The sequence below is a fragment of the Pseudodesulfovibrio cashew genome (assembly GCF_009762795.1).
Taxonomy (GTDB): Bacteria; Desulfobacterota; Desulfovibrionia; order Desulfovibrionales; family Desulfovibrionaceae; genus Pseudodesulfovibrio; species Pseudodesulfovibrio cashew.
Map to the genome: position 1 here is coordinate 1,532,610 of NZ_CP046400.1, position 21,738 is coordinate 1,554,347.

Sequence of the window (21,738 nt, forward strand, 5' to 3'; positions counted from 1 at the left end):
CACTGTCCGGTGCCCTGGTTCCTGGCCGGTAACTTTCCTGGGCGGCATGTGTCACGCAGACGTGGCGAACACCCCTTCACTTGTGCTATACGTCACCCATGATGAAAAGAACGCCCCTGCTCCTCGTGCTGGCCCTGTCCTTCTCCCTGCTGGCTGCCTGCGGCTCCGACCCGGCCCCCTCCGGCTCCGCCGCCAAGACCGCACCTGTCTATCAGCCCTCGGCCACGGCCACGGCCGAGCGCGCCAGTCTGCCGCGCGTGTACGAGGCGGTAGGCACGGTCAAGGCGCAGACCGACACGCGGGTCGAGGCTCAGGTAACGGGCCGCGTCGCCCAGGTGCTCGTCAGGCCCGGCGACAAGGTCAAGGCGGGCGACAAGCTGCTCGTCCTGGACAGCCGTGCGTCCCAGACCCGTCTGGAGCGTTCCCGGCAGGCAGCCCGGACAACTTCTTCCCTTACCGCCCAGGCCGAGGATTTCCTGAACGCGGCCAAGGCCGACTTCGACAAGAGCGAATCCACCTATCGGCGCATGAAGCAGCTCAACGAGCAGAAGGTGATCACCGAAGAGGAGCTGGAAAAGGCCGAGTCCGCCTATCTCCAGGCCAAGGCCCGACTCGGGCAGGCGCGTGAGGGACTGGCCGCGGCCAAGGCCCGCCAGGCAGAGGCGTCCAAGGTGGTCCAGGAGGCCGAGATAGGCCTGGGTTACACCACCATCATCGCTCAGGCGGATGGGGAGGTGGCCCGCAGGCTGGCCGAGCCCGGTGACCTCGCCTTTCCGGGCAAGGAACTGCTCTCCCTCCAGACCGGCGCAACTCTGAGGCTGGAGGCCATGGTCCGAGAATCCCTCATCGGGCGTGTGCGCATCGGCGAGACGTTGGGCGTGGATATCTCCGCACTGGGTAGCAGCGAGCCTATTACCGGCACCGTGGATGAGATCGAGCCCCTTGCCGACCCCGTGACCCGCTCCTTCCTGGTCAAGGTCCGGCTGCCCGAGCGGCCCGGCCTGTATCCCGGCATGTTCGGGCGACTGCTCATTCCGCTGGGCGAGCGCGAGGGCGTGCTCGTCCCTGTGGCGGCCCTCAACCGCGTGGGCCAACTGGTCACGGTCATGGTCAAGACGGAAGGCGGGTGGGAGCCTGTCTTCGTGCGCACCGGCGATGTCCACGGCGATCGGATCGAGATTCTGTCCGGGCTCTCCGGGGGCGAGACCCTGGGGCTGGGCGGGACGGAGGGCCGGTAGATGGCTGCCGGTTCGGGCCGCACAAGCGGCATCATCCCCTCCATCGTTCGTTATTTTCTCACCTCGCAGATGTCTGTGGTCCTGGCCCTGGCTTCCATCGCCCTGGGAGTGGCCGCCATCATGGTCACCCCGCGCGAGGAGGAGCCGCAGATCGTGGTGCCCATGGCCGATGTCCTGGTCCAGGTGCCGGGCGCGTCCGCCGAGGAGGTGGAGAAGCTGGTCACCACGCCGCTGGAGCGACTGCTCTGGCAGATCGACGGTGTGGAGTACGTCTATTCCATCTCCCGGAAGGACATGACCGCCGTGACCGTGCGATTCTTCGTGGGCGAGGACCGCGAGGACTCGCTGATCAAGCTGCACAACACCATCCTCAAGAACGCGGACCTGGCACCGGCCATCGTCTCGGGCTGGGTGGTCAAGCCCGTTGAGATCGACGACGTCCCCATCGTGGCCCTGACCCTGCACGCGGACCACGGGTACGAGGACCGCTACACCGACTTCGACCTGCGGCGCATGGCCGAGGAGCTCTTCCACCGCCTGGCCGAGGTGCAGGACGTCTCTCGCGTCTCCCTGCACTCCGGGCGCTCCCGCGAGGTGCGGGTGGAGATCAGGCCCGACCGGCTGGCAGGGTTCAACATTTCCCCGCTGGAGGTCTACCGGGCTCTCCAGGGTGCGGACCGCTCGCTCACGGCGGGCGACTTCGTGTCCGCCGACAAGGCCACCCGTGTCCTGAGCCAGTCCTTCCTGCTCTCGGCCGAAGAGGTCGCCTCCCTGGTGGTGGGCGTGTTCGACGGACGGCCCGTATACCTGCGTGACGTGGCCGAGGTCATCGACGGTCCGGAGGAGCCCGTTTCCTATTCGCGCATCGGCTTTTCCGACGTCTATCTTTCCAGGATCGGGAAGGAGGACGGCGCGGGAGCCCGGCCTGCGGTGACCCTGGCCCTGTCCAAGAAGAAGGGAACCAACGCCGTGACCGTGGCCGACGCCGTGGTCGAGCGGGTCAAGGAGCTGGAGCGGACCGTGCTGCCCAAGGGCGTGACCGTGACCGTGACTCGCAACTACGGCGAGACCGCCCAGGCCAAGGTCAACGAGCTGCTCTCCTCGCTGCTCTTCGCCATCGTCACCGTGGTGGCCCTGCTCGCTTTCGCTTTGGGCTGGCGCGAGGCTCTGGTGGTGGCCCTGGCCGTGCCCATGAGCTTTTCCCTGGCCCTGTTCGTCAACTACCTGCTCGGCTATACCATCAACCGCGTGACGCTGTTCGCGCTCATCCTTTCCCTCGGCCTGGTGGTGGACGACCCCATCACCAACGTGGACAACATCCAGCGGCATATCCTGCTGGGCGTGCGCAAACCGCTGGACGCCACCCTGGAGGCGGTGAAGGAAGTCCTGCCCCCGGTCATCATGTCCACCCTGGCCATCATCGTTTCGTTCACGCCGCTCTTTTTCATCTCGGGCATGATGGGGCCGTACATGGCGCCCATGGCCGCCAACGTGCCGCTGACCGTTTCCTTCTCCACCGTGGCCGCCCTGACCGTGGTCCCGTGGATGGCCTACCTGCTGCTCAGGAACCGGGCTCCGCTCTCCGTGGCTGACTCCGGCGGGAAAGGTGACGGCCAGGAAGAGGAAGGCAAGGGTGTCAACAAGCGGCTGCTCGCGGCCTACACGCGCGTCATCACGCCGTTCCTGGGCGCGGCCCGCAACCGCTGGCTGCTGCTTGTGGCCATCCTGGCCGGTCTCGGCCTGTGCGCCGGACTGGTGCTGATGCGCCTGGTGCCGCTCAAGATGTTGCCCTTCGACAACAAGAACGAGCTGCAACTGGTGCTGGACATGGACGAGGGCGCCACCCTGGAGCGCACGGACAGGACTCTGCGCGACTTCGAGAGTTTCCTGCGCACCGTGCCCGAGGTGACGGACTTCGTGACCTATTCGGGCCAGCCCTCGCCCATGGATTTCAACGGCATGGTCCGCCACTATTACTGGCGCGACCAGCCCAACTTCGCGGACATCCGCATCAACCTGGCGGACAAGGACGAGCGCGACATGCAGTCCCACGCCATAGGTCTGCGGCTGCGCAACGAACTGCACGCCATCGCCAGGCGCAACGGGGCGAAGATCAAGCTGGTGGAGACCCCGCCCGGGCCGCCGGTAATCGCCACCCTGACCACCGAACTCTACGGCAGGCCGGGGCTGCCCTACGGTTCGCTCATTGACGGGGCCAAACATGTGGCCGGACTCATGGAGAATGAACCCGGCGTGGTCGACGTGGACGACTCCGCCGAGACCGACCGGGTGATGATCGATTACCGTCTGGACAAGGAAAAGGCCGCTCTGCACGGGGTGACCGCCGCCGACGTGGTCCAGACCCTGCGCCTGGCCCTGTCCGGGGACGCGCCCGTGACCGTGCATCTGCCCCATGAGCGCCAGCCCCTGCCCGTGCGCCTGGTCCTGCCCGCATCCCTGCGGACCGGGCCGGAGACCTTGGGCCAGTTGCGCATGAAGACGCCCGGCGGGGCCATGGTGCCCCTGGCCGAGCTCGGCTCCTTCCGCGAAGTTCCGGCGGAGCAGCCCATCTATCACAAGAATCTCAGGCGCGTGGCCTATGTCTACGCGGATACTGCCGGCATCCCGCCGGGCGAGGCCGTGCTCGATCTCAAGGCGCGGCTGAAGAAGGACCCGCTGCCGCCCGGTGTGACCGACGACTGGGCGGGCGAGGGCGAGTGGAAGATCACCCTGGACGTGTTCCGCGACCTGGGCATCGCCAACGCCGCAGCCCTGCTCGGCATTTTCATCCTGCTGGTGGCCGAGACCGGCTCCTTCATCATGCCGCTGCTGATCATGTCCGCCATTCCCTTGACCCTGCTCGGCATCCTGCCCGGCTTCTGGCTGCTCAACCTCATAGCGGGGGAGACCGTGGGCGGCTACGGCGATCCGGTCTTCTTCACGGCTACTTCCATGATCGGCATGATCGCCCTGGGCGGCATCGTCATCCGCAATTCGCTGGTGCTCATCGAGTTCATCCAGTCCGAGGTGAAGCAGGGCAGGGACCTGAAGGCAGCCATCGTCCGCTCCGGGGCTGTGCGCATGCGGCCCATCGTGCTCACCGCCCTGACCACGGCCCTGGGCGCATGGCCCATCACCCTGGACCCGATCTTCTCGGGCCTGGCCTGGGCTCTCATCTTCGGATTGGTGGCCTCCACTCTCTTCACTCTGGTGGTGGTGCCCAGCGGCTACTATGCGCTCTATGGAAGCAAGAGCGCGTAGCTCCTGCCGGAGCGATGTGTGACGGGACGTTTGATGGCGCGGGGCTAAGAGCCCTGACGTTCGCGGATGGCGTCCAGCCGTTTCCTGGCGGTGCGGTTTTCGGGGTCCAGGGACAGGGCGTGCTGGAAGAACGGCTCGGCGTCGTGGTACTGGCGCAGGTCGTAGTAGAGCAGCCCGATGTTGAGGGTCGCACCCACGCTGCTCGAGAAAAAGAGCGGGTCCGACTTCAGGGCATGCTCGAAGCAGTGCAGCGCCTTGGACCGCTTGCCGCCCTCCCAGTATGCCAGCCCCATATTGTAGTGGACCGCCGGGTCCTCACGGTCGATGCCCAGGGCCTTCTCGTAGACCTCCAGGGCCTCCTCCCAGCGTCCTTCGCCGCGCAGGATCACCCCGAGCCGGTTGAAGTGGGTCAGGTCGTCGCGGCCCAGGCGGCGCTTGGAGTCGATGACCCGATAGAGATATTTGACGGCCAGTTCCGGGGCCACGCCGAAGACCGCGTCCACGATGCGCGTGGTCAGGTCGCCGACCATGGACCGGGTCTCGCGTTCGGCCACGGCCATGCCCTGCTCCAGGTACGCCTCGGCCTCCTCCTGCTCGTTGCGCAGCAGGTGCTGCTCGGCGATGTCGATCTTGCGCTCGGGGTTCAGGGGAGACATCTCGTCCAGGGTCTTCAGATAGGCCAGGGCGCGTTCGTCCTCCATGTCGCGGAAGGCCGAGGCCAGCTTGATCAGGGGGGCCATGTACATGGGCTTGGCCTCGTGGGCGGTCATGTAGGCCTGGACCGCCTGGTCCTCATCGCCGATGCGCATCAGCGCGTCGCCGCGCATGACCAACGCCTGCACGCTGCTCGGCTTGATGAGCAGGATGCGGTCGGCGGTGTCCAGGGCGCCGTCGAAGTCGCCGTTGTTGAAGCGTTCCTCGTAGCGGCCCATGAGCCGTTTGAGAAAGACCGGGGGGTTGAGGGTCTGGGCCATGGCCTGGATGACCGTGTTGGCGGACACGGGCTTGACCAGCACCCTGGCGACGCCCAGCTCGAAGAAATAGGCTACGGTCTCCTGGGTGGCTTCCCAGGTGAGCAGGATCATGGGCACGGCGGGCAGCTCGCGCCCCATTCGGATGAGAAAGTCGGTGGTGGGTTCGCCGCCCAGCATGCGTTCCACGAAGATCAGGCAGGGCACCCCGTCCCGGGCCAGCTCCCGGCACTTGCGCAGTGCGGGCTCCTGCGATGCGTAGGTGAAGAGCACCTCGCCCTTGAAGCCTATGTCGCGGTGGAAGATGGAGCGCAGGGTGCGCGCAAAGGCGGAGTCGTCGGAGAGATAGACGATGAATCCGTTCTCTTCTTCCAGGAAATGGCGAACGATGTTGTCGTAGGTTGCCTGCGCCATGGTCCCCCCCCGCTCAGCGCCCGATTTCGGATACCACCTTCATTGATAGGCGATGGCCGGGGATGCGGTCAAGAACCTGAGAAAAACCGGGACGGCTATTTGCCCATCGCTTCCCTGAGGGCTTTGTAGCGGGCCTTGATGCTCTTGTTGTCCGGGGCCAGTTCCGTGGCCGTCTCGAAAAAGAGCAGGGCCTCTTCCATGCGCCTGAGGTCGGCGTAGACCGTGCCGAGGTTGGCGGCGACCGCTGCGCTGTGCTTGAAGAATTCAGGGTTGGCCTCCAGGGCCTTGTCGAAGCACTTGGCCGCCTCGCGGTGCTTGCGCCCGTCGTAATAGGCCATGCCCATGTTGTAGAGCAGCCCTTCGTCTTTGGGTGAGATTTTCAGGGCGTGGGAGTAGTTCTCGATGGCCTCCTGCCATTTGCCCTGGCCGCGCAGGGCGATGCCGCGCTTGTTGAACAGGGTGATGTCGTCCTTGGAGAGGCTGCCCTTCTTGGTCTCGATGACCTTGGTCAGGTACTTCTCGGCAAGTTCGGGGGAGGCGGTTCCCACGGCCTCGGATATCTGCTCCGCCACGGAGCCGATCATGGTCATGGCCTCCTTGGTGGCAATGTCGATGGCCTGGTCGAAATACTTTTCCGCCTGATCGTGTCGTTCGTTTTTGAGGTGAACCCTGCCGATGTCGGTTTTCCTTTCGATGTTCAGCGGGCTCAGTTTGTCGAGCCTGTTCAGGTAGCTGAGGTGTTGCTCGTCGTCGACACCGCGATAGGCCTCGGCGAGTTTTTTGAGCGGCTCCAGGTAGAGATGGGAGCTCTTGTGGGCCTTGAGGTAGCTCTCCACGGCCTTGGGGTGGTCTCCCTGCTCCAGGAAGACGTCGCCGCGCAGCATGAGCCCGGCCGGGGAGTCCGCCTTGATGGAGAGAATCTTGTCGCTCACCTCGAGGGCTTCCTTGAGCTTGCCTGCCGCCAGGAACCGCTTGCCGATGGACATGTATTCGCTGAGCTTGCCCTGCGGCCTGATGGTGAAGGCCATCTTCTCGATGATGTTGTTCATGGAGGCGGGCTTGGAGATGACGTTGTTCACGCCTATCTCGTAGAAGTAGGCAATATTCTCCCGCTTGGTCTCACCGACCAGGACGATGATCCTCAGGTCGGGCAGGAGCTGCTTCAGGGTGATGATGGTGTCGGTGCTCGGGCGGTCGTTCACGATCCGCTCGATGAAGACCACGGTCTCCACCTTGTCTTTGTCGCATTGCTGGATGCGTTTGAGCGCGGGCTGCACGGCCTCGAAGGTCCAGAGGCAGTCGCGCTTGGTGCCGATGATCTTGAAAATGGTCGAGGAGAGCGTCTTCTTGAAGTACGGATCCTCGCTCAACAGCACGACGGCGCCGTTCTGTTTTTCGAAATAATCGTATAGGATGCCGTCGTATTTTTTTTCCGCCATGGTGTTCTCTTTCCGGGTTGGGGTCCGCTGGCAATGTTGGTCACAGGTTCGCCTGATGTCGATTATAATCTACCCGGCAGCGGGCAGGAGGGTCACGAACCGGTCAGGGTGACGTGGTCTCCGGGCTCGGGGAGGAGCACTTCCAGGCCTTTCGCGGCGGCAGCGCGGCGCAGGATTTCGTCCCGCAGCCGGTGGCGCACGCGTCGGCGTACGTGAACCAGGGCCAGGATTCGGGCTCCGGCCTCCCCTGCAAAGTCGATGGAGGAGTCCACGGTGCCGTGGCCGGGCTTGTCCGGATCCAGGGAAAAGGACTCATGCACGATCATCCTACACCCCTTGGCCAGGGCTCGGGTAGCCTCGGTTGGCCTTCCGTCCCCGGAGTAGAAGACCGATTGGCCAGCGCTGTCCACTCGCAGGGACAGGCTCGGCACGGGATGGTCGCCAAGGGCAAAGGACAAGCGCATTCCGGAGAGTTCCGCAGTCCCCCCGTCGCGGCATTCCAGAAAGCGCAGTTCGAATTTCGCCCGGTCCAGGAGCGAGGTGTAAGCCATGTTCACGAGTTCCCTGACGCGTTGCTCCACGCCAGATTGACCGAGGATGGTCAATGGCTCGGTCCTGCCGTCGTCCACGAAGCGGGCCAGGAGCTGCGGCAGGCCGAAGTAATGGTCGCCGTGAAAGTGGGAGAGGTAGACCGCGTCCAGCCCGGAAGGGTCCGCAGCCGCCCGCCAGAATGCCGCCGCGGCCGTGAAGCCGCAGTCCGCCAGCAGGGAGCAGGCTCCCGATTCGATGAGCAGGCTGGTGTTGGGCAGATCCTGGTCAAAGGCCTCGCCCACGCCGTTGAAGGTGATGCGCATGGCGTCTCCTCTGTTGTCGAAAGAAGAGTATAGACCAATGCCGTTCGCGTGGCAAAGACGCTACAGGAACCACTCGGGCACGTGGACGTAGCCGCGCGTGAGTTCCTTTTCCAACCGTTGCCAGTCGGGTTCGAAGCTCGCCACCAGCGCCCAGTAGGCGGGGGAGTGGTTCAGGTGCCTTGTGTGGCAGAGCTCATGCAGGAGCAGGTGGTCCGCCAGCTCCACGGGGAGGAAGAGCAGCTTGGCGTTGACCGAGATGGTGCCGCGCGCCGAGCAGCTTCCCCAGCGTGTCCGTTGCCGCCGGACCCTGAGTGCCGCATAGGACAGCCCGGTGCGGGCACTCTGGCTCTCAAGCCGGGGGAGGAGAAACTCGCGGGCCTTGCGCGCGGTGAATCGCCTGAGCACCTCCAGCCTGCCCTCCGCGTCCTCCGCCGGTCCCGCGACCATGAGCCGGGAAGCGTTTTCGCTCAGGGTTACCCTGCCGGGGCGGTCTGCGTAGGCCACGGCGTATTCCCTGTCGCAGGCGGTGAAGCGAATAGTCCCCGGCGGTTCCGGAGTCCGTCCGGAGAGGTCCGCGCCGCGCGCCTCCAGTTGGGCGCGGGTCCGCTCGATCCAGGGCCGCTTGTCTTCCAGAATGGCCGGGACCTGAGCCGTGTCGAAGCGCTTGGGCACCACGACTTCGAGCCCCCTGCCGGGCACGAGCTTGACCAGGACCCGCTTGGCGCGCGGGTGGGAACGGACGGTGAGGGGCAGCCCCAGGTAGCGGGTCATTCCGATTCCAGGTCTTCTTCGGTCCGCACCCGAAAGCCGTTTTCCAGCAGCAGGGCGGCGAAGAAACCGTTGCCCGGGACGCGGGTGGAGGTGAAGGTGCCGTCATAGACGGTTCCGGTGCCGCAGGACGGGGAGCGGGCCTTGAGGATGGCCTCGTTGCATCCGGCCAGACGGGCCAGGCGTAACCCTTCCTCGGCTCCTCGGCGAAACTCTTCGGTCCGGTCGTTGCCCTCGGAGTCCACAACCCGGCCGTCGCGGATCTCGCACGGCGGGCGCGGGGTAGGCAGCCCGCCGAACACCTCGGGGCAGAAGGGGATGGCCCGGCCCTCGCGGAGCAGCCGTTCCACGGCGTGCAGGGACTCGGTCTCCCCGTTGTAACGGCAGAACACGCCCGCAAGGCAGGCGCTGACGATGATCGGTTTTTCCATGGCGGAATTCTACCCTTGATCTTTTGCAACGCCAAGACCTATTGTGCTTGCCCGCGAGGTAAGCATGACCGAAGATCAATTAAAGAAACGCCGAATGTACCTGTTCCTGCTGGTGCTGGCCGTGGGCGCGGGAGCCGCGTTCCAGGGCTGGCGTACGCTGCTCAACAACTTCGGCGTGGAGGTGGCGCACCTTTCCGGCCTGGACATGGGTATCGTCCAGTCCGTGCGAGAGGTGCCGGGTTTTCTGGCCCTGCTCGCCCTTTACGTCATTCTGATAATCAGCGAGCACCGGCTGGCGGCCCTGTCCGTCATCGTGCTCGGGCTTGGTGTGGCCGTGGTCGGGCTCTTCCCCTCCACCGTCGGGCTGGTGGTCACCACCCTGATCATGAGCTTCGGGTTTCACTACTTCGAGACCATGAACCAGTCCCTGACCCTGCAATATTTCAATCGGACCGAGGCCCCCGTGGTCATGGGGCGTATCCGCTCGGCCGGGGCCCTGACCAACATCGTGGTGGGCGGCGTCATCTATGTTACGGCACGGTATCTGGAGTACTCCGAACAGTTCGCGCTGTTCGGCGGCCTGGCCGTGGCTGCGGGGCTGTGGGCGCTTACCCGGGATCCGTCCCGTACAGACCTCCCGATCCAGCATAAGAAGATGAAGTTCAAGGCCCGCTACTGGCTGTACTATACGCTGACCTTTCTCAGCGGAGCCCGGCGGCAGGTCTTCGTGGCCTTCGCGGTATTCCTCCTGGTGGAGAAGTTTCACTTTACCATCCGTGATATCACCGTGCTCTTCGTCATCAACAACATCATCAACTACTTCGCCAATCCGATCATCGGCAGGGCGGTCAACCGGTTCGGGGAGCGGAGCGTGCTCAGCACGGAATACCTCCTGCTGACCCTGGTCTTCCTGGGGTACGCCTTCACCGAGTCCTCCTGGCTGGCCGGGGCGCTCTATGTCGTCGACAATATCGTGTTCAACTTTTCCATGGCCGTGAAGACCTTCTACCAGAAGATCGCCGATCCCAAGGACATCGCCTCGGGCATGGCCGTGGGCTTCACGGTCAACCATATCGCGGCTGTCTTTGTGCCGGCGCTAGGCGGTCTGGCCTGGCTGGCGAACTACCGCGTCGTGTTTCTGGGGGCAGTGGGGCTGTCCCTGATTTCCCTTCTGCTGTCGCAGCTTGTTTCCGGACAGATTGCCCGTGCCGCCGGGAACGATTGACTTGCCGGGTAGGCAAGGTATTATGCGTATGGAAATTGTTACTCTTTAGCGACGGACAGACGGAAGAATGAAAGGATTAGGTCAGGGGCTTCCCAAGGTTTTTTTACAGACGGGTGACTGCTTTTTCGGAGTGCAGCCGACATTGGTCACCACCGTCCTGGGGTCGTGCCTGGCCGTGACCATTCACGCTCCGGCCGTGGGCATGGGCTGTATCTGCCACGCCTTCCTGCCGGACAGCTCGGACGCCAAGCGGGGTTCCCACGATCCGCAGATCTGTCGCTACGTTGACACCGCGCTCCAGAACATGCTCGAGACCATGGACAAGATGGGGGTTCCCCGCCGTGACCTGGTCATCAAGATGTTCGGCGGGGCGTCCGGCATCGCGGTCAAGGGGGTCGAATCCTCGTCCTACAACATCGGACGCCGCAATGTGGAGATGGCCCGCAAGCTGCTCCGCTTTGCGCGCCTCGACGTCCGGGTGGACGACGTGGGCGGCTCCCAGGGGCGCAAGCTCATGTTTCATACCCAGACCGGCGAAGTGTGGGTCAAGAAGCTCCGGCAGATGGACTATGACGCCCTGGGGCGGGACACTCCGGGGATCAAGTTGTAGGCCGGACCACGGCGAGCCTTCGCTGACAGGTACCGGGCATGGGCCCGGACCGGGCCTTATCCGACTGGGACGCCGGGGACCGGAATCACGCAAAATCGAAGCGAGTCTCATTGCAATGACGAAATTTACGGTAACCGTGGACGCCATGCTCGAGCCGATCATGGATCGGTATCTCGAACTGCGGCGGGAGGAACTCCTGCTCATGGAGCAGGCAGCCGAAGCGGGGGACGCGGAGGACGTGCGGATGCTGGGCCATAGGCTCAAGGGCACTGGCGCGTCCTACGGATTCGCCAGGCTCACCGAGTTGGGCGCGGCCATTGAGGATGCCGGCAAGACTGGAGCCATGGACCTTGCAAAGCCGCTCATTGCCGAGGTCCGGGGCTATCTGGACAACGTCTCGGTAGTTTTCGAGGAAAGGGGCTGACCGTGCGCATTCTCATGTTTGCCGTCAATGATCCGGCCGGGACCGCCATCCAGTTCGCCAAGGCCGTCAACAGGCACAGCGCGCATTCCGTGCGCCTGATCACGCTGGAGACCCGCTACACCCACGCCTGGGAAAAGGACCTGCACGTGCCGGACCTGGGGCCGGACGGCATGGAGGAGATTCGCATTCTCATGGAGGAGGCGGACGTCTTCCACTTCCACATGACCTGCGACGAGCGGCAGCCTTTCGGGCCGTACCGGCCAATCGACTTCCTTCAGGGCAAGGCCGTGGTTCATCATCATCACGGACATCACGAATTTCGCTCACACCCGGAGGTGTTCCAGGCCAAGTACAGGGAGCGGGGCAGGAGCAATCTCCTCGTTTCCACGCCCGACCTGCTCAAACTGCTCCCCGGGGCGCGCTGGCAGCCCAACCTCGTGCCCATCGACGATCCGTTGTTCAAGCCGCTGGGCGGCCGTTTCGACGATCCCGGCAGGTTGAAGGTGTGTCATTCTCCCACCCGCAGAGACCTCAAGAACACCAAGGAGTTCCTGAGAGCCGTGAGCAATCTGGCCAGGCGAAAGGTGCATCTGAACGTGGACCTGATCGACGATGTGCCCAACGACCAGTGTCTGACCCGCAAGCGGCGCTGCCACGTGCTCTTCGACCACATGCAGGGGTATTACGGCGTGAGCAGCCTGGAGGGATTGTCCCAGGGGCTGGCGGTCATAGCCGGGCTCGACGTCTGGAACCGGGACCGCATCGTCGAGTTCACCGGGACGAGCGACCTGCCATGGGTCACGGCCCGCACCCAGCAGGAGTTGGAGGCTCGCCTGAACGAACTGAGCGCTGACCTGGGGCTTTGCCAGGCCATGGGCGACGAGGGGCGGCGCTTCATGGAGAAGTATTGGTCCGACAGGCTGGTGGCCCTGCGCCTTGTGGAATTTTACGAAGGGCTGTGAGTCCGGCTAGGGATTTGGCAAAGCCGATTCCGGCGGGCGGTATGGATAGGTTCGAGAACGGGATGCAAGAAAAGTTCAATGGTGAAGAGTGCTTCCTGTATTTTGGAAGTTGGTTTTTTTGCAGCAATGCCACAATCGGGCCTTTGTCGGCAGCCTGAGGCTTTGCCATCGCGCCCGCTTTCCAGTATACCCACGGAATCCTTCCCGAGGAGACGCTTATGTCCGATACCCGCTGGCAATACATCGCACCGACCGTTCTCGCCGTCCTTGTCTTTGCGGCGGGGCTGATTCTGCCGTGTGCGGCGCAAGCCGGGACAGGTGCGGACGAGACCTCCGGCTGGGTCCGGATGACCGTGGACCCCACGGTCCTGCCGCCTGTGCAGCCGCCGCTTATGCCCGAGGAGAACGCGTCCGGCACCGCTTCCGAAGCCGATGCACCCCAGGCTGCCGTGCCGAATCTCCCGAAGGAGGGCGGAGAGGGCGACCTGCCGCCAGAACCCGTCCCCGGGGAAATGCCGGAGCCGACCGCACAACCGGCACCCGCTCCCGCCCCGGAACCGGCACCCGCCGCTTCGGCCGAGCAGCCTGAACCCGCTGTCCCGGTCGTGTCACCGGAACCTGCCACTCCAGAAACGATGGGGAGTGGAGTGGTCTCTTCAGTCAAGGCGGCCTATGCGGGCAATTCTCTGGTGCTGACCGTGTCCTGCGACAGGCCTACCGCCGACACGGGATACGTGAACCTGGACGGCCCGCGTCGTCTGGTGCTCGATCTGGTCGGCAAATGGACCGTCAAGACCCGCAACGTGGTCCGGCTGCCCGGCGGCAAGGTCAAGTACGTGGTTCTCGGCGAACATCCGGACAAGCTGCGTCTGGTCGTGCACTTTCGCACCCCGCCAGCAGGCCGGCTTACGCCTCGCTTCACCCCCGGCACAAACCGGCTCGTCATCACCATCCCTCTCCCGTAGCCCGGATTCGCCCGCGCTGTAACACGATTGTAACAATCGAGTCATTCGATCGTAACCGGTCGCCTGTAGAACCGCCGAAAACACCCTGTTTTCCACAGGGGTGGTCCACTATTGCAATTCGGGAGAAACACCGGCATGACGACAACAATCAAAGCGGCTTCCACAAACCTTGACTTCTATTACGGCGATTTCAAGGCACTGGAAGACATCAGCATCGAATTCGAGCTCAATCGGGTCACGGCCCTCATCGGTCCGTCCGGTTGCGGCAAATCCACTTACATACGTTGCATCAATCGCATGAACGACCTGATCAACGGGACGCGGGTCGAGGGCAGGCTGACTCTGGACGGGGAGGACATCTACGCCCCCGGTATCGACGTGGTCTCCCTGCGGAGGCGCATCGGCATGGTCTTTCAGAAGCCCAACCCGTTCCCCAAGACCATCTTCGAAAACGTGGCCTACGGGCTGCGGGTCAACGGCATCAGCGACAAGCAGTTCCTTGAGGCGCGGGTGGAGGAATCTCTGCGCGGCGCGGCCCTGTGGGACGAGGTCAAGGACCGCATGCACACCTCGGCCCTGGGGCTTTCCGGAGGCCAGCAGCAGCGGCTGTGCATCGCACGGGCCCTGGCCATTGAGCCCGAGGTCCTGCTCATGGACGAGCCCGCCTCGGCCCTGGACCCCATCGCCACCCAGAAGATCGAGGACCTGATTCACGAGCTGAAGAAGGAATTCACCATCATCATCGTCACCCACTCCATGCAGCAGGCCGCGCGCGTGTCCGACCGCACCGCCTTCTTCTACATGGGCAAGCTCATCGAGGTGGGGGACACCAAGACCATGTTCACCAATCCCGCCAACAAGCAGACCGAGGACTACATCACGGGCCGCTTCGGTTAGGTCTGGTTTGCCATCAGAGGCGGGATGCGGTTACATACGAACTAACGATAAACCGTACAGAACAACAGGGTCCGGACAGTCCGGACCGGAGGGATACATGGAACAACGCGCACATTTTTCCAAGAAGCTGGAGGACCTCAAGGTCAAAGTCCTGCGCATGGCGGCCCTTTCCGAATCGGCCGTGCACAAGGCCATCAAGGCCTATCTCGAGAACGACGCCGACCTGGCCGAGGAGGTCGTGATCGGCGACGACGTCATCAACGAGATGGAGGACGAGATCGACAACTTTTCCCTGGAGCTGCTCGCACTGGATCAGCCCATGGCCGTTGATCTGCGGACCATCGTCGGGGCCCAGCGGATCACCGTGAACCTGGAGCGGCTCGGCGACGAGGCCGTCAACCTGGCACACCGGGCCATTTTCCTGTCCACGAGGCCGCCCCTGCCGCACAACCCCAAGATGGAGTCTCTGGCCACCATCTCCAAGACCATGCTTTCCGATGCCTTCAAGGCTTACGTGGACGACGACGTGGCCCTGGCCGGGCAGATCTGCCGCATGGACGACAAGGCGGATGACCTCAATATCGCCATCCTGCGACAGTTGGTCAGCGAAATGGTTTCCGAGTCCCGCATTGTGGAGCGGGGAGTGCACGCCATCATGGGTGCCCGTCACATGGAGCGCATCGCCGACCTGGCTACCAACGTGGCAGAATCCGTGGTCTTCATTGTCGAAGGCACGAGCATGAAGCACTCCTGCAAGGGGTAGGGCGACAACCTGTTTTCTTGGGAGGCCGGGGGAGAGTTTTTCCCCCGGCCTCCTCATGTTTTGTTCCCGTCCGTGCTTGGTTCGGGGGCGTAAAGTCGCCGAGAAAAGAGTTTACACCGGTGTCTTTTTTAGATAGGAACAGGACTCTTATAAATATGGATCGAAGCTGTTTGCTTCAACCTGCCAAAATGGTTGGTTTTCCTGACATAGGCGTCAAGACGTCGGAAGCGGCCCCCGGGCCAACCGCGCGCCAGAGGCTCGACTGCCTCGGAACGAATCCCCTTTGGATGTGCTGGTACCGAACGTCTTAAAATATAAACGCGAAAATACATTGTCCGAGGTTCCGTTGTGGAGGTAACCCATGGAAAAAACTACTGAATCTGTTGAAATGCCGGAAATGGAAATGAATTTTGCAGATGCTCTCGACGAGTATCTGAATTCTGATTTCGGCGACCTGGACGAAGGCACCATCGTCTCCGGTGAAGTCGTCAAGGTGGACAAGGACTATGTCCTCGTCGACGTGAATTTCAAATCCGAAGGCCAGATCCCCGTGTCCGAGTTCACCGAGGCCGACGGCTCCATCGCCGTCTCCGTCGGTGAGAAGGTCGACGTCTACGTGGCCCGCAAGAACGAGGCCGAGGGCACCATTTACCTGTCCCGGGACAAGGCCAAGCGGATGCAGCTCTTCGACAAGCTCGAAGAAGTGCAGGAGAAGGACGGCGAAGTCATCGGCCGCATCATTCGTCGCATCAAGGGCGGCTACACCGTCGATCTGGGCGGCGTGGAAGCCTTCCTGCCCGGCTCTCACGTTGACCTGCGTCCCGTCCCGGACATGGACGCTCTGGTCAACCAGGAGTTCGACTTCAAGATCCTGAAGATCAACCGCCGCCGCTCCAACGTCATCGTTTCCCGCCGCGTCCTCCTCGAGGAGATGCGCAGCGAACAGCGCGACAAGCTGCTCAGCACTCTGGAAGACGGCCAGGTCGTCACCGGTAAGGTCAAGAACATCACCGAATACGGCGTGTTCATCGACCTCGGCGGCCTCGACGGTCTCCTCCACATCACCGATATGTCCTGGAAGCGCATCAAGCATCCCAAGGAAATGGTCAACCTGGGCGACGATCTCGAACTGAAGATCCTCTCCTTTGACCGCGATGCGCAGAAGGTCTCCCTGGGCCTGAAGCAGCTCGTTCCCGATCCGTGGGAGAACATCGCCGAGAAGTACCCCCAGGGTTCCCGCTTCACCGGCACCATCACCAACCTGGCCGACTACGGCGCGTTCGTCGAGCTGGAGAACGGCGTGGAGGGACTGGTCCACATCTCCGAGATGTCCTGGACCCGCAAGCTCCGCCACCCCTCCCAGATGGTCAAGGTCGGTGAAGAGGTCGAGGTCATCGTCCTCGGCGTCGATCCCGACAAGAAGCGCATCTCCCTCGGCATGAAGCAGATCTCCCCGAACCCGTGGGATGTCGTGGCCGAGAAGTACCCCGAGGGCACCGTCCTCGAGGGCGCCATCAAGAACATCACCGAGTTCGGCGTGTTCATCGGCATCGAGGAAGGCATCGACGGCCTGATTCACGTGTCCGACATCTCCTGGACCAAGAAGATCCGCCACCCCTCCGAGGTTTACAAGGTCGGCGATCCGGTCCAGGCCAAGGTCCTGACCGTGGACAAGGAGAACGAGAAGTTCACCCTGGGCGTGAAGCAGCTCACCGAGGACCCGTGGACTCAGGTCCCGGCCAAGTACCCCGTGGGCCAGATGATCACCGGTACCGTGACCAACATCACCGACTTCGGTCTCTTCGTCGAGGTCGAGGAAGGCATCGAGGGTCTGGTTCACGTCTCCGAGATCAGCCGCAAGAAGATCAAGTCCCCCTCCGAGATGTTCAAGGAAGGCGACTCCATCGAAGCCAAGGTCATCCACGTGTCCGCTGACGAGCGCCGTCTCGGCCTCTCCATCAAGCAGACCAAGGAAGAGCCCGCTGGCGGACGCAAGTCCAAGTCCTTCGGCTCCACCACCTCCGGCGACATCGCCGGTTCCACCTTGGGCGACCTGCTTCGCGAGAAGCTCGAGGAAGCCGCTGGTGAAATCCCCGTGGACGAGCCTGAGGCTCCCGCCGAGGAAGAATAGAGATACATCATGCGCACGGAGGCAACCCGAAATAGGTTCTCCCAGCGCCACCCCCTTGTCTTTGGGGTGATCATGATAATACTGGCCGTGGCCCTCTTCATGGGGGTCACGGCCTTTGCCCGTTACATGGGTTGGACCAACGGCGGCCTGGCTCTGGGCAAGGACCGGATAGGCGTGGTCCATATCGAGGGCATGATCATGGACTCCACCGAGGTGGTGGATTGGATTCGCACCCTCCGGCGCGACGACGCCATCAAGGGTGTGCTGCTCCGGGTCAACTCCCCGGGCGGCGCCATCGCCCCCTCCCAGGAAATCTACAGCGCGGTCACGGCGCTGGCCGCCGAGAAACCCGTGGTCGCATCCTACGGTTCGGTGGCCGCCTCGGGCGGGTACTACGCCTCGGTCCCGTCACGAATCATCGTGGCCAACCCCGGCTCGGTCACCGCGTCCATCGGCGTCATGGCTGAATTTTTCACTGCGGGCGAAGCCCTGTCGCGACTGGGCATCAAGCCCGAGGTGCTGACCACCGGCAAGTACAAGGCCGCCGGAACCCCCATGCGCGACCTGACCGACGCCCAGCGCGAGCAGCTTCTTGGCATGATGCGCGACCTGCACGAGCAGTTCGTGGACGACGTGGCCAAGGCCCGTTCCATGGACCGCACCGACGTGGCCGCCATCGCCGACGGGCGGGCCGTTACCGGACGACAGGCCCTGGCCCTCGGGCTGGTGGACATGCTCGGCTCGCGAGATCAGGCCATCGACAAGCTCAAGGACCTCTGCGGTATCGACGGCACCGCCGTCCTGGTGGAGGGCCCGGTCAAGGAAAAGACGTTCATGGAAGAGATCATGGGCGCCATCCACATAGACTTTACCAGCGCCACTTCCCTTGGCGGCTGGACCTTCTCCTACAAATAGACTCTCTACGTTTCGGCAATGGGCCAGGCATATCCCGCCAGGCTCAGGGCTATGGAATACGCGTCCGAAAAAACCGCGCTGATCATATTTGACCGGCGCGGCTTGTTTTTCGGGTGGTGACGGGGGTTACGCCTGGGCTAGTTCGCCGAGACAGTATTGGACGAATCGGCGCATCAGGGAAGTTGACTCGGGAGTCTCCTTCACTTCGCTCAGCAAGGTGGTGGTTTGCCCGCCGCGCTCTTCAATTGCGTCGGCCTGGCGCGTGATGTAGGTGCGCATGGCCTCGGCCCCGAACTCGGGGTGGAACTGGACGCCCCAGGCGTGTTTCCCCGTGCGGAAGGCCTGGTGCGGCTCATGGTCGCTGGCGGCCAGCAGGGTCGAACCTGGAGGCAGGCGCAGGGCGCATTGATAATGGGTTGTATGACCGGGGAAAGTGCCGGGAAGATCAGTGAAAAGCGGGTCGTCCGTAGCCTCGGGGCTGCAGCGGATGTCCATGGTTCCGATCTCCGGACCGCTCGGGTGAAAGCCCGCCTCGCCTCCCAGGGCGCGGGCCAGGAGCTGGTGTCCGAAACAGATGCCGAAGACCGGCAGGCCGTCACGCACTGCGTCGCGCAGCCAGGCCGCAGTGGTTTCGATCCAGGGCAAGGCTTCGTCGGTGACCATGTCGTGGGAGCCGGTGACGGCGCATCCGGCGAATTCGCCTGGGGAGGGCAGCGCCTCGCCACCCTGAACGTTTACGGTGATCCACTGGCCGTGCTCCAGGCCCATGGCACGGGCAACCCAGTTTTCGAAGTCGCCCAGCTTTGAGGCCACGTCGGGAAACGTCCCGCCGGTGCGGATGATCAGGAATGGTTTCATATATAACCTACAAAAATGTATGTAATTAATGATGTGATTTTTTCGAAAGGATGCGCCCAATGCCCCCTCGGTGTCAAGAAGGTCTCCGGCTTGAACTCTGGCCCGAACTTGAGGTATCCTTAGCTAAATTAGGAGTAGATTATGGTTCCGAACATATTGTCGCCGAAGCTGACTCGCCGCCAGTTCCTCAAGGCCGGCTCCATGGCCGCCCTCGGGGTGGCCATGGGCGGTTGCGCCAAGAATCCGGTCACCGGCAAGAGCCAGTTCATGCTCGTGTCCGAGGAGCAGGAGATTGCCATGGACAAACAGGCGTCTCCCCACCAGCTTTCCGCCGACTACGGTCCGGTTCAGGACGGCGCCCTGAACAGCTATGTGGCCGGTGTGGGCAAGTCCCTCTCCGACAGGAGCCATCGCCCGAACATGCCGTATTCCTTCCAGGTGGTGAACGCCAACTATATTAATGCCTACGCCTTCCCCGGCGGCACCGTTGCCTGCACTCGCGGCATTCTCGTGGACCTGGACAACGAAGCCGAACTGTCCGCTCTTCTGGGCCATGAGGTAGGCCATGTCAACGCCCGACACACCGCCTCGCGCATGAGTACGCAGATGGTGGCCGGAACCCTGGCAGGTATCGGCGGGGCCTTTGTGGGCGCGCGCTATGGCGGAGAGTGGGGCGCTCTGGCCGGTGGGCTCGGCGGTATCGGCGTGGGCGCGCTTCTGGCGTCCTACAGTCGCGACGACGAACGCCAGGCCGACGCCCTGGGCATGGAATACATGACCCGGGCGGGTTACAATCCGGACGGCATGGTCGGCCTCATGGATATGCTCAACGACCAGCACCAGCAAGAGCCCAGCGCCCTGGAGGTGATGTTCTCCACCCACCCCATGTCATCCGAGCGGCTGGCCACGGCCAGGAAGCGGGCCTACACCGAGTATATGGGATCCCGCGAGTACAGCTTCTACCGCGAGCGGTACATGGACAACACGGCGGAACTCCGCGCCATCGAACCTGCCATCAAAGACCTCCAGGAGGCGGAGAAGCTCCTGCGCGGCAAGAAGTACGCCGACGCCGAGGGAAAGTGCGCCGAAGCGCTCAAGATCGCGCCGGACGACTACGCGGGGCTGCTCCTCATGTCCAAGTGCCAAGTGGTCCAGGGCAAGTACGACGAGGCCCAGCCGTACGTGGCAAGGGCCAAGGACGTCTATCCGAGCGAGGCCCAGGCCATGCAGCTCAGCGGCCTGCTCATGGTCAAGTCCAAGCACTACGAGGCGGCCTTCGAGAATTTCGACGCCTATGAAAAGACCCTGCCCGGCAACCCCTACACGCCCTTCTACAAGGGCTATAGCCAGGAAGGCATGGGCCACACCGGGCAGGCCGCCCAGGAGTATATCCGTTTCCTGAAGCAGGTTAACTCCGGAGACCAGGCCAAGTACGCCTATTATCGCCTTGTCCAGTGGGGCTATATCAAGGGCGCTGCCGAGCCCGTGGCCGATCCCTTCGCGGGGCTGGCCTGATCGGTCGTATTCCGCCCGGACTCCTCTGGAAAAGCGGCCTTCGAGGGCAGGCGGCGCTTTTATTTGCCGGACATCTCTGGTATGCTCCGCGAACACTTTTGCGAGGTAGGTTATGAACTATTTCAAGCGGCTTGCCGCATTGTCGGCGCTTTTGCTCCTGCTCATCGCCTGTTCCGGTGGCGCTCCCGAGGAGACCGAGGCCAGCTCGGCCCCGCCCGAGTCGCCTGCGGAACGGTTCCCGGCCATGGATGTCGCACAGTTGGACAACTATCTGACGGCCAACAAGGGCAAGCCCACAATGCTCATCTTCTGGGCTACCTGGTGCCCGTCCTGCAAGCAGGCCATCCCGGAGATGGAGAAGCTCGCCCAATCGCACGGTGACAAGGTCAACGTGATCACCGTCTCCGTGGATGAGCGGCGCGAATTGCTGACGCGCTACTTCCAGGACAAGGAGCAGCCCCTGCCCGTTTATTGGGGCGGCGAGGACCTCGTCCGGAAGTTCGGCGTGGAGGCCATCCCCACCCTGGTGCTCTTCAACAAGAGCGGAGAGCCCGTGTTTTCAAGGCCCGGAGCCTTCCCCTACTCCATGCTCACGGCCATGGCCGACAAGCTGAATGCGGAGTAGCCGGTGATCCGCAAGGCACGCATAGAAGACGTCAAGGCTATCCACGGACTGCTCATGCATCGCGAGGAGCACGAGGGACTGGTCCTGCCGCGTTCGTTCAGCCAGTTATATTCCCACCTCCGGGATTTTTTCGTGGTGGTGGACGATGACGGCAAGGTCATCGGGTGCTGCGCCCTGAACATCATCTGGGATAACCTGGCCGAGATCCGCTCCCTGGTGGTGGACCCTGTCCACAGGGGAAAACGCCTCGGCCGCAAGCTGGTGGAGGCGTGCCTGAGCGAGGCCGTGACCCTGGGGATCTACAAGGTCTATACCCTGACCGAGCAGACGGCGTTCTTCGCTCATCTCGGCTTCGAGCCCGAGGACATGGACCAGCTCAACCAGAAGGTCTTCACCGACTGCCTCAATTGTCCCCGCTTTCCCGATCATTGCAACGAGGTTGCCATGATCATGAATCTCTAACCCTGCATGA

The 21,738-nt window shown here is 63.1% G+C and carries 20 protein-coding genes; 14 read left to right on the forward strand and 6 right to left on the reverse strand.

The genetic code is table 11. The features are described from left to right. Positions 1-98 precede the first annotated feature (98 nt). On the forward strand, positions 99-1,238 hold the full coding sequence (locus GM415_RS06815) for an efflux RND transporter periplasmic adaptor subunit (protein ID WP_158947070.1): 1,140 nt from the start codon (positions 99-101) through the stop codon (positions 1,236-1,238). Beyond that, positions 1,239-4,499 (forward strand): efflux RND transporter permease subunit, encoded by a 3,261-nt coding sequence (locus tag GM415_RS06820; RefSeq protein WP_158947071.1) that lies wholly within the window; start codon positions 1,239-1,241, stop codon positions 4,497-4,499. A 44-nt stretch (positions 4,500-4,543) separates the two neighbouring features. Here GM415_RS06820 and GM415_RS06825 read toward each other — a convergent pair whose 3' ends face one another. The 5 genes from GM415_RS06825 to GM415_RS06845 form a co-directional block, all read right to left on the reverse strand. Then, a complete protein-coding gene (locus tag GM415_RS06825) occupies positions 4,544-5,884 on the reverse strand; it encodes a response regulator (protein ID WP_158947072.1) in 1,341 nt (446 codons plus the stop codon). A gap of 95 nt (positions 5,885-5,979) precedes the next feature. Beyond that, positions 5,980-7,323, reverse strand: coding sequence for a tetratricopeptide repeat protein (locus GM415_RS06830; protein WP_158947073.1), 1,344 nt, complete (start codon positions 7,321-7,323; stop codon positions 5,980-5,982). A 92-nt stretch (positions 7,324-7,415) separates the two neighbouring features. Then, the gene (locus GM415_RS06835; RefSeq protein WP_158947074.1) at positions 7,416-8,177 is read right to left on the reverse strand and encodes an MBL fold metallo-hydrolase; all 762 of its coding nucleotides are present in this window, start codon (positions 8,175-8,177) and stop codon (positions 7,416-7,418) included. A 60-nt stretch (positions 8,178-8,237) separates the two neighbouring features. Beyond that, positions 8,238-8,948 carry a M48 family metallopeptidase gene (locus GM415_RS06840; RefSeq protein WP_158947075.1) on the reverse strand — a complete coding sequence of 237 codons (711 nt, stop codon included), beginning with the start codon at positions 8,946-8,948 and terminating at the stop codon, positions 8,238-8,240. Further along, entirely contained in the window at positions 8,945-9,376 is a 432-nt protein-coding gene (locus tag GM415_RS06845) for a 2-thiouracil desulfurase family protein (protein ID WP_158947076.1), read from the reverse strand. The genes GM415_RS06840 and GM415_RS06845 overlap by 4 nt, the downstream gene beginning before the upstream one ends. Before the next feature lie 64 nt (positions 9,377-9,440). Between GM415_RS06845 and GM415_RS06850 the strand changes: the two genes are divergently transcribed. From GM415_RS06850 to sppA, 9 genes are all read left to right on the forward strand, one after another. Then, positions 9,441-10,601, forward strand: a complete 1,161-nt coding sequence (locus GM415_RS06850; RefSeq protein ID WP_158947077.1) for an MFS transporter — start codon at positions 9,441-9,443, stop codon at positions 10,599-10,601. A gap of 142 nt (positions 10,602-10,743) precedes the next feature. Next, positions 10,744-11,211, forward strand: a complete 468-nt coding sequence (locus GM415_RS06855; RefSeq protein WP_242012396.1) for a chemotaxis protein CheD — start codon at positions 10,744-10,746, stop codon at positions 11,209-11,211. Positions 11,212-11,326: 115 nt separating this feature from the next. Next, complete coding sequence (locus tag GM415_RS06860; RefSeq protein WP_158947079.1) at positions 11,327-11,635, forward strand: Hpt domain-containing protein; 309 nt, start codon at positions 11,327-11,329, stop codon at positions 11,633-11,635. Positions 11,636-11,637: 2 nt separating this feature from the next. Further along, a complete protein-coding gene (locus tag GM415_RS06865; RefSeq protein WP_158947080.1) occupies positions 11,638-12,597 on the forward strand; it encodes a glycosyltransferase in 960 nt (319 codons plus the stop codon). A gap of 218 nt (positions 12,598-12,815) precedes the next feature. Next, a complete protein-coding gene (locus tag GM415_RS06870; protein ID WP_158947081.1) occupies positions 12,816-13,562 on the forward strand; it encodes an AMIN domain-containing protein in 747 nt (248 codons plus the stop codon). A 135-nt stretch (positions 13,563-13,697) separates the two neighbouring features. Next, on the forward strand, positions 13,698-14,459 hold the full coding sequence (pstB, locus tag GM415_RS06875; protein WP_158947082.1) for a phosphate ABC transporter ATP-binding protein PstB: 762 nt from the start codon (positions 13,698-13,700) through the stop codon (positions 14,457-14,459). A gap of 97 nt (positions 14,460-14,556) precedes the next feature. Continuing rightward, positions 14,557-15,222: a phosphate signaling complex protein PhoU gene (gene phoU, locus GM415_RS06880; protein ID WP_158947083.1), complete on the forward strand. Its 666-nt coding sequence runs from the start codon at positions 14,557-14,559 to the stop codon at positions 15,220-15,222. 361 nt (positions 15,223-15,583) lie between these two features. Next, positions 15,584-17,353: a 30S ribosomal protein S1 gene (locus GM415_RS06885; protein ID WP_158947084.1), complete on the forward strand. Its 1,770-nt coding sequence runs from the start codon at positions 15,584-15,586 to the stop codon at positions 17,351-17,353. 9 nt (positions 17,354-17,362) lie between these two features. Continuing rightward, a complete protein-coding gene (sppA, locus tag GM415_RS06890; RefSeq protein WP_158947085.1) occupies positions 17,363-18,268 on the forward strand; it encodes a signal peptide peptidase SppA in 906 nt (301 codons plus the stop codon). A gap of 126 nt (positions 18,269-18,394) precedes the next feature. Here sppA and GM415_RS06895 read toward each other — a convergent pair whose 3' ends face one another. After that, positions 18,395-19,126 (reverse strand): glutamine amidotransferase, encoded by a 732-nt coding sequence (locus GM415_RS06895; protein ID WP_158947086.1) that lies wholly within the window; start codon positions 19,124-19,126, stop codon positions 18,395-18,397. A 141-nt stretch (positions 19,127-19,267) separates the two neighbouring features. Between GM415_RS06895 and GM415_RS06900 the strand changes: the two genes are divergently transcribed. The 3 genes from GM415_RS06900 (at position 19,268) to GM415_RS06910 (ending at position 21,728) form a co-directional block, all read left to right on the forward strand. Beyond that, on the forward strand, positions 19,268-20,641 hold the full coding sequence (locus GM415_RS06900; protein WP_158947087.1) for a M48 family metalloprotease: 1,374 nt from the start codon (positions 19,268-19,270) through the stop codon (positions 20,639-20,641). 112 nt (positions 20,642-20,753) lie between these two features. Beyond that, positions 20,754-21,266 carry a TlpA family protein disulfide reductase gene (locus tag GM415_RS06905; protein ID WP_158947088.1) on the forward strand — a complete coding sequence of 171 codons (513 nt, stop codon included), beginning with the start codon at positions 20,754-20,756 and terminating at the stop codon, positions 21,264-21,266. Positions 21,267-21,269: 3 nt separating this feature from the next. Next, positions 21,270-21,728, forward strand: coding sequence for an N-acetyltransferase (locus GM415_RS06910; RefSeq protein ID WP_158947089.1), 459 nt, complete (start codon positions 21,270-21,272; stop codon positions 21,726-21,728). Positions 21,729-21,738 lie beyond the last annotated feature (10 nt).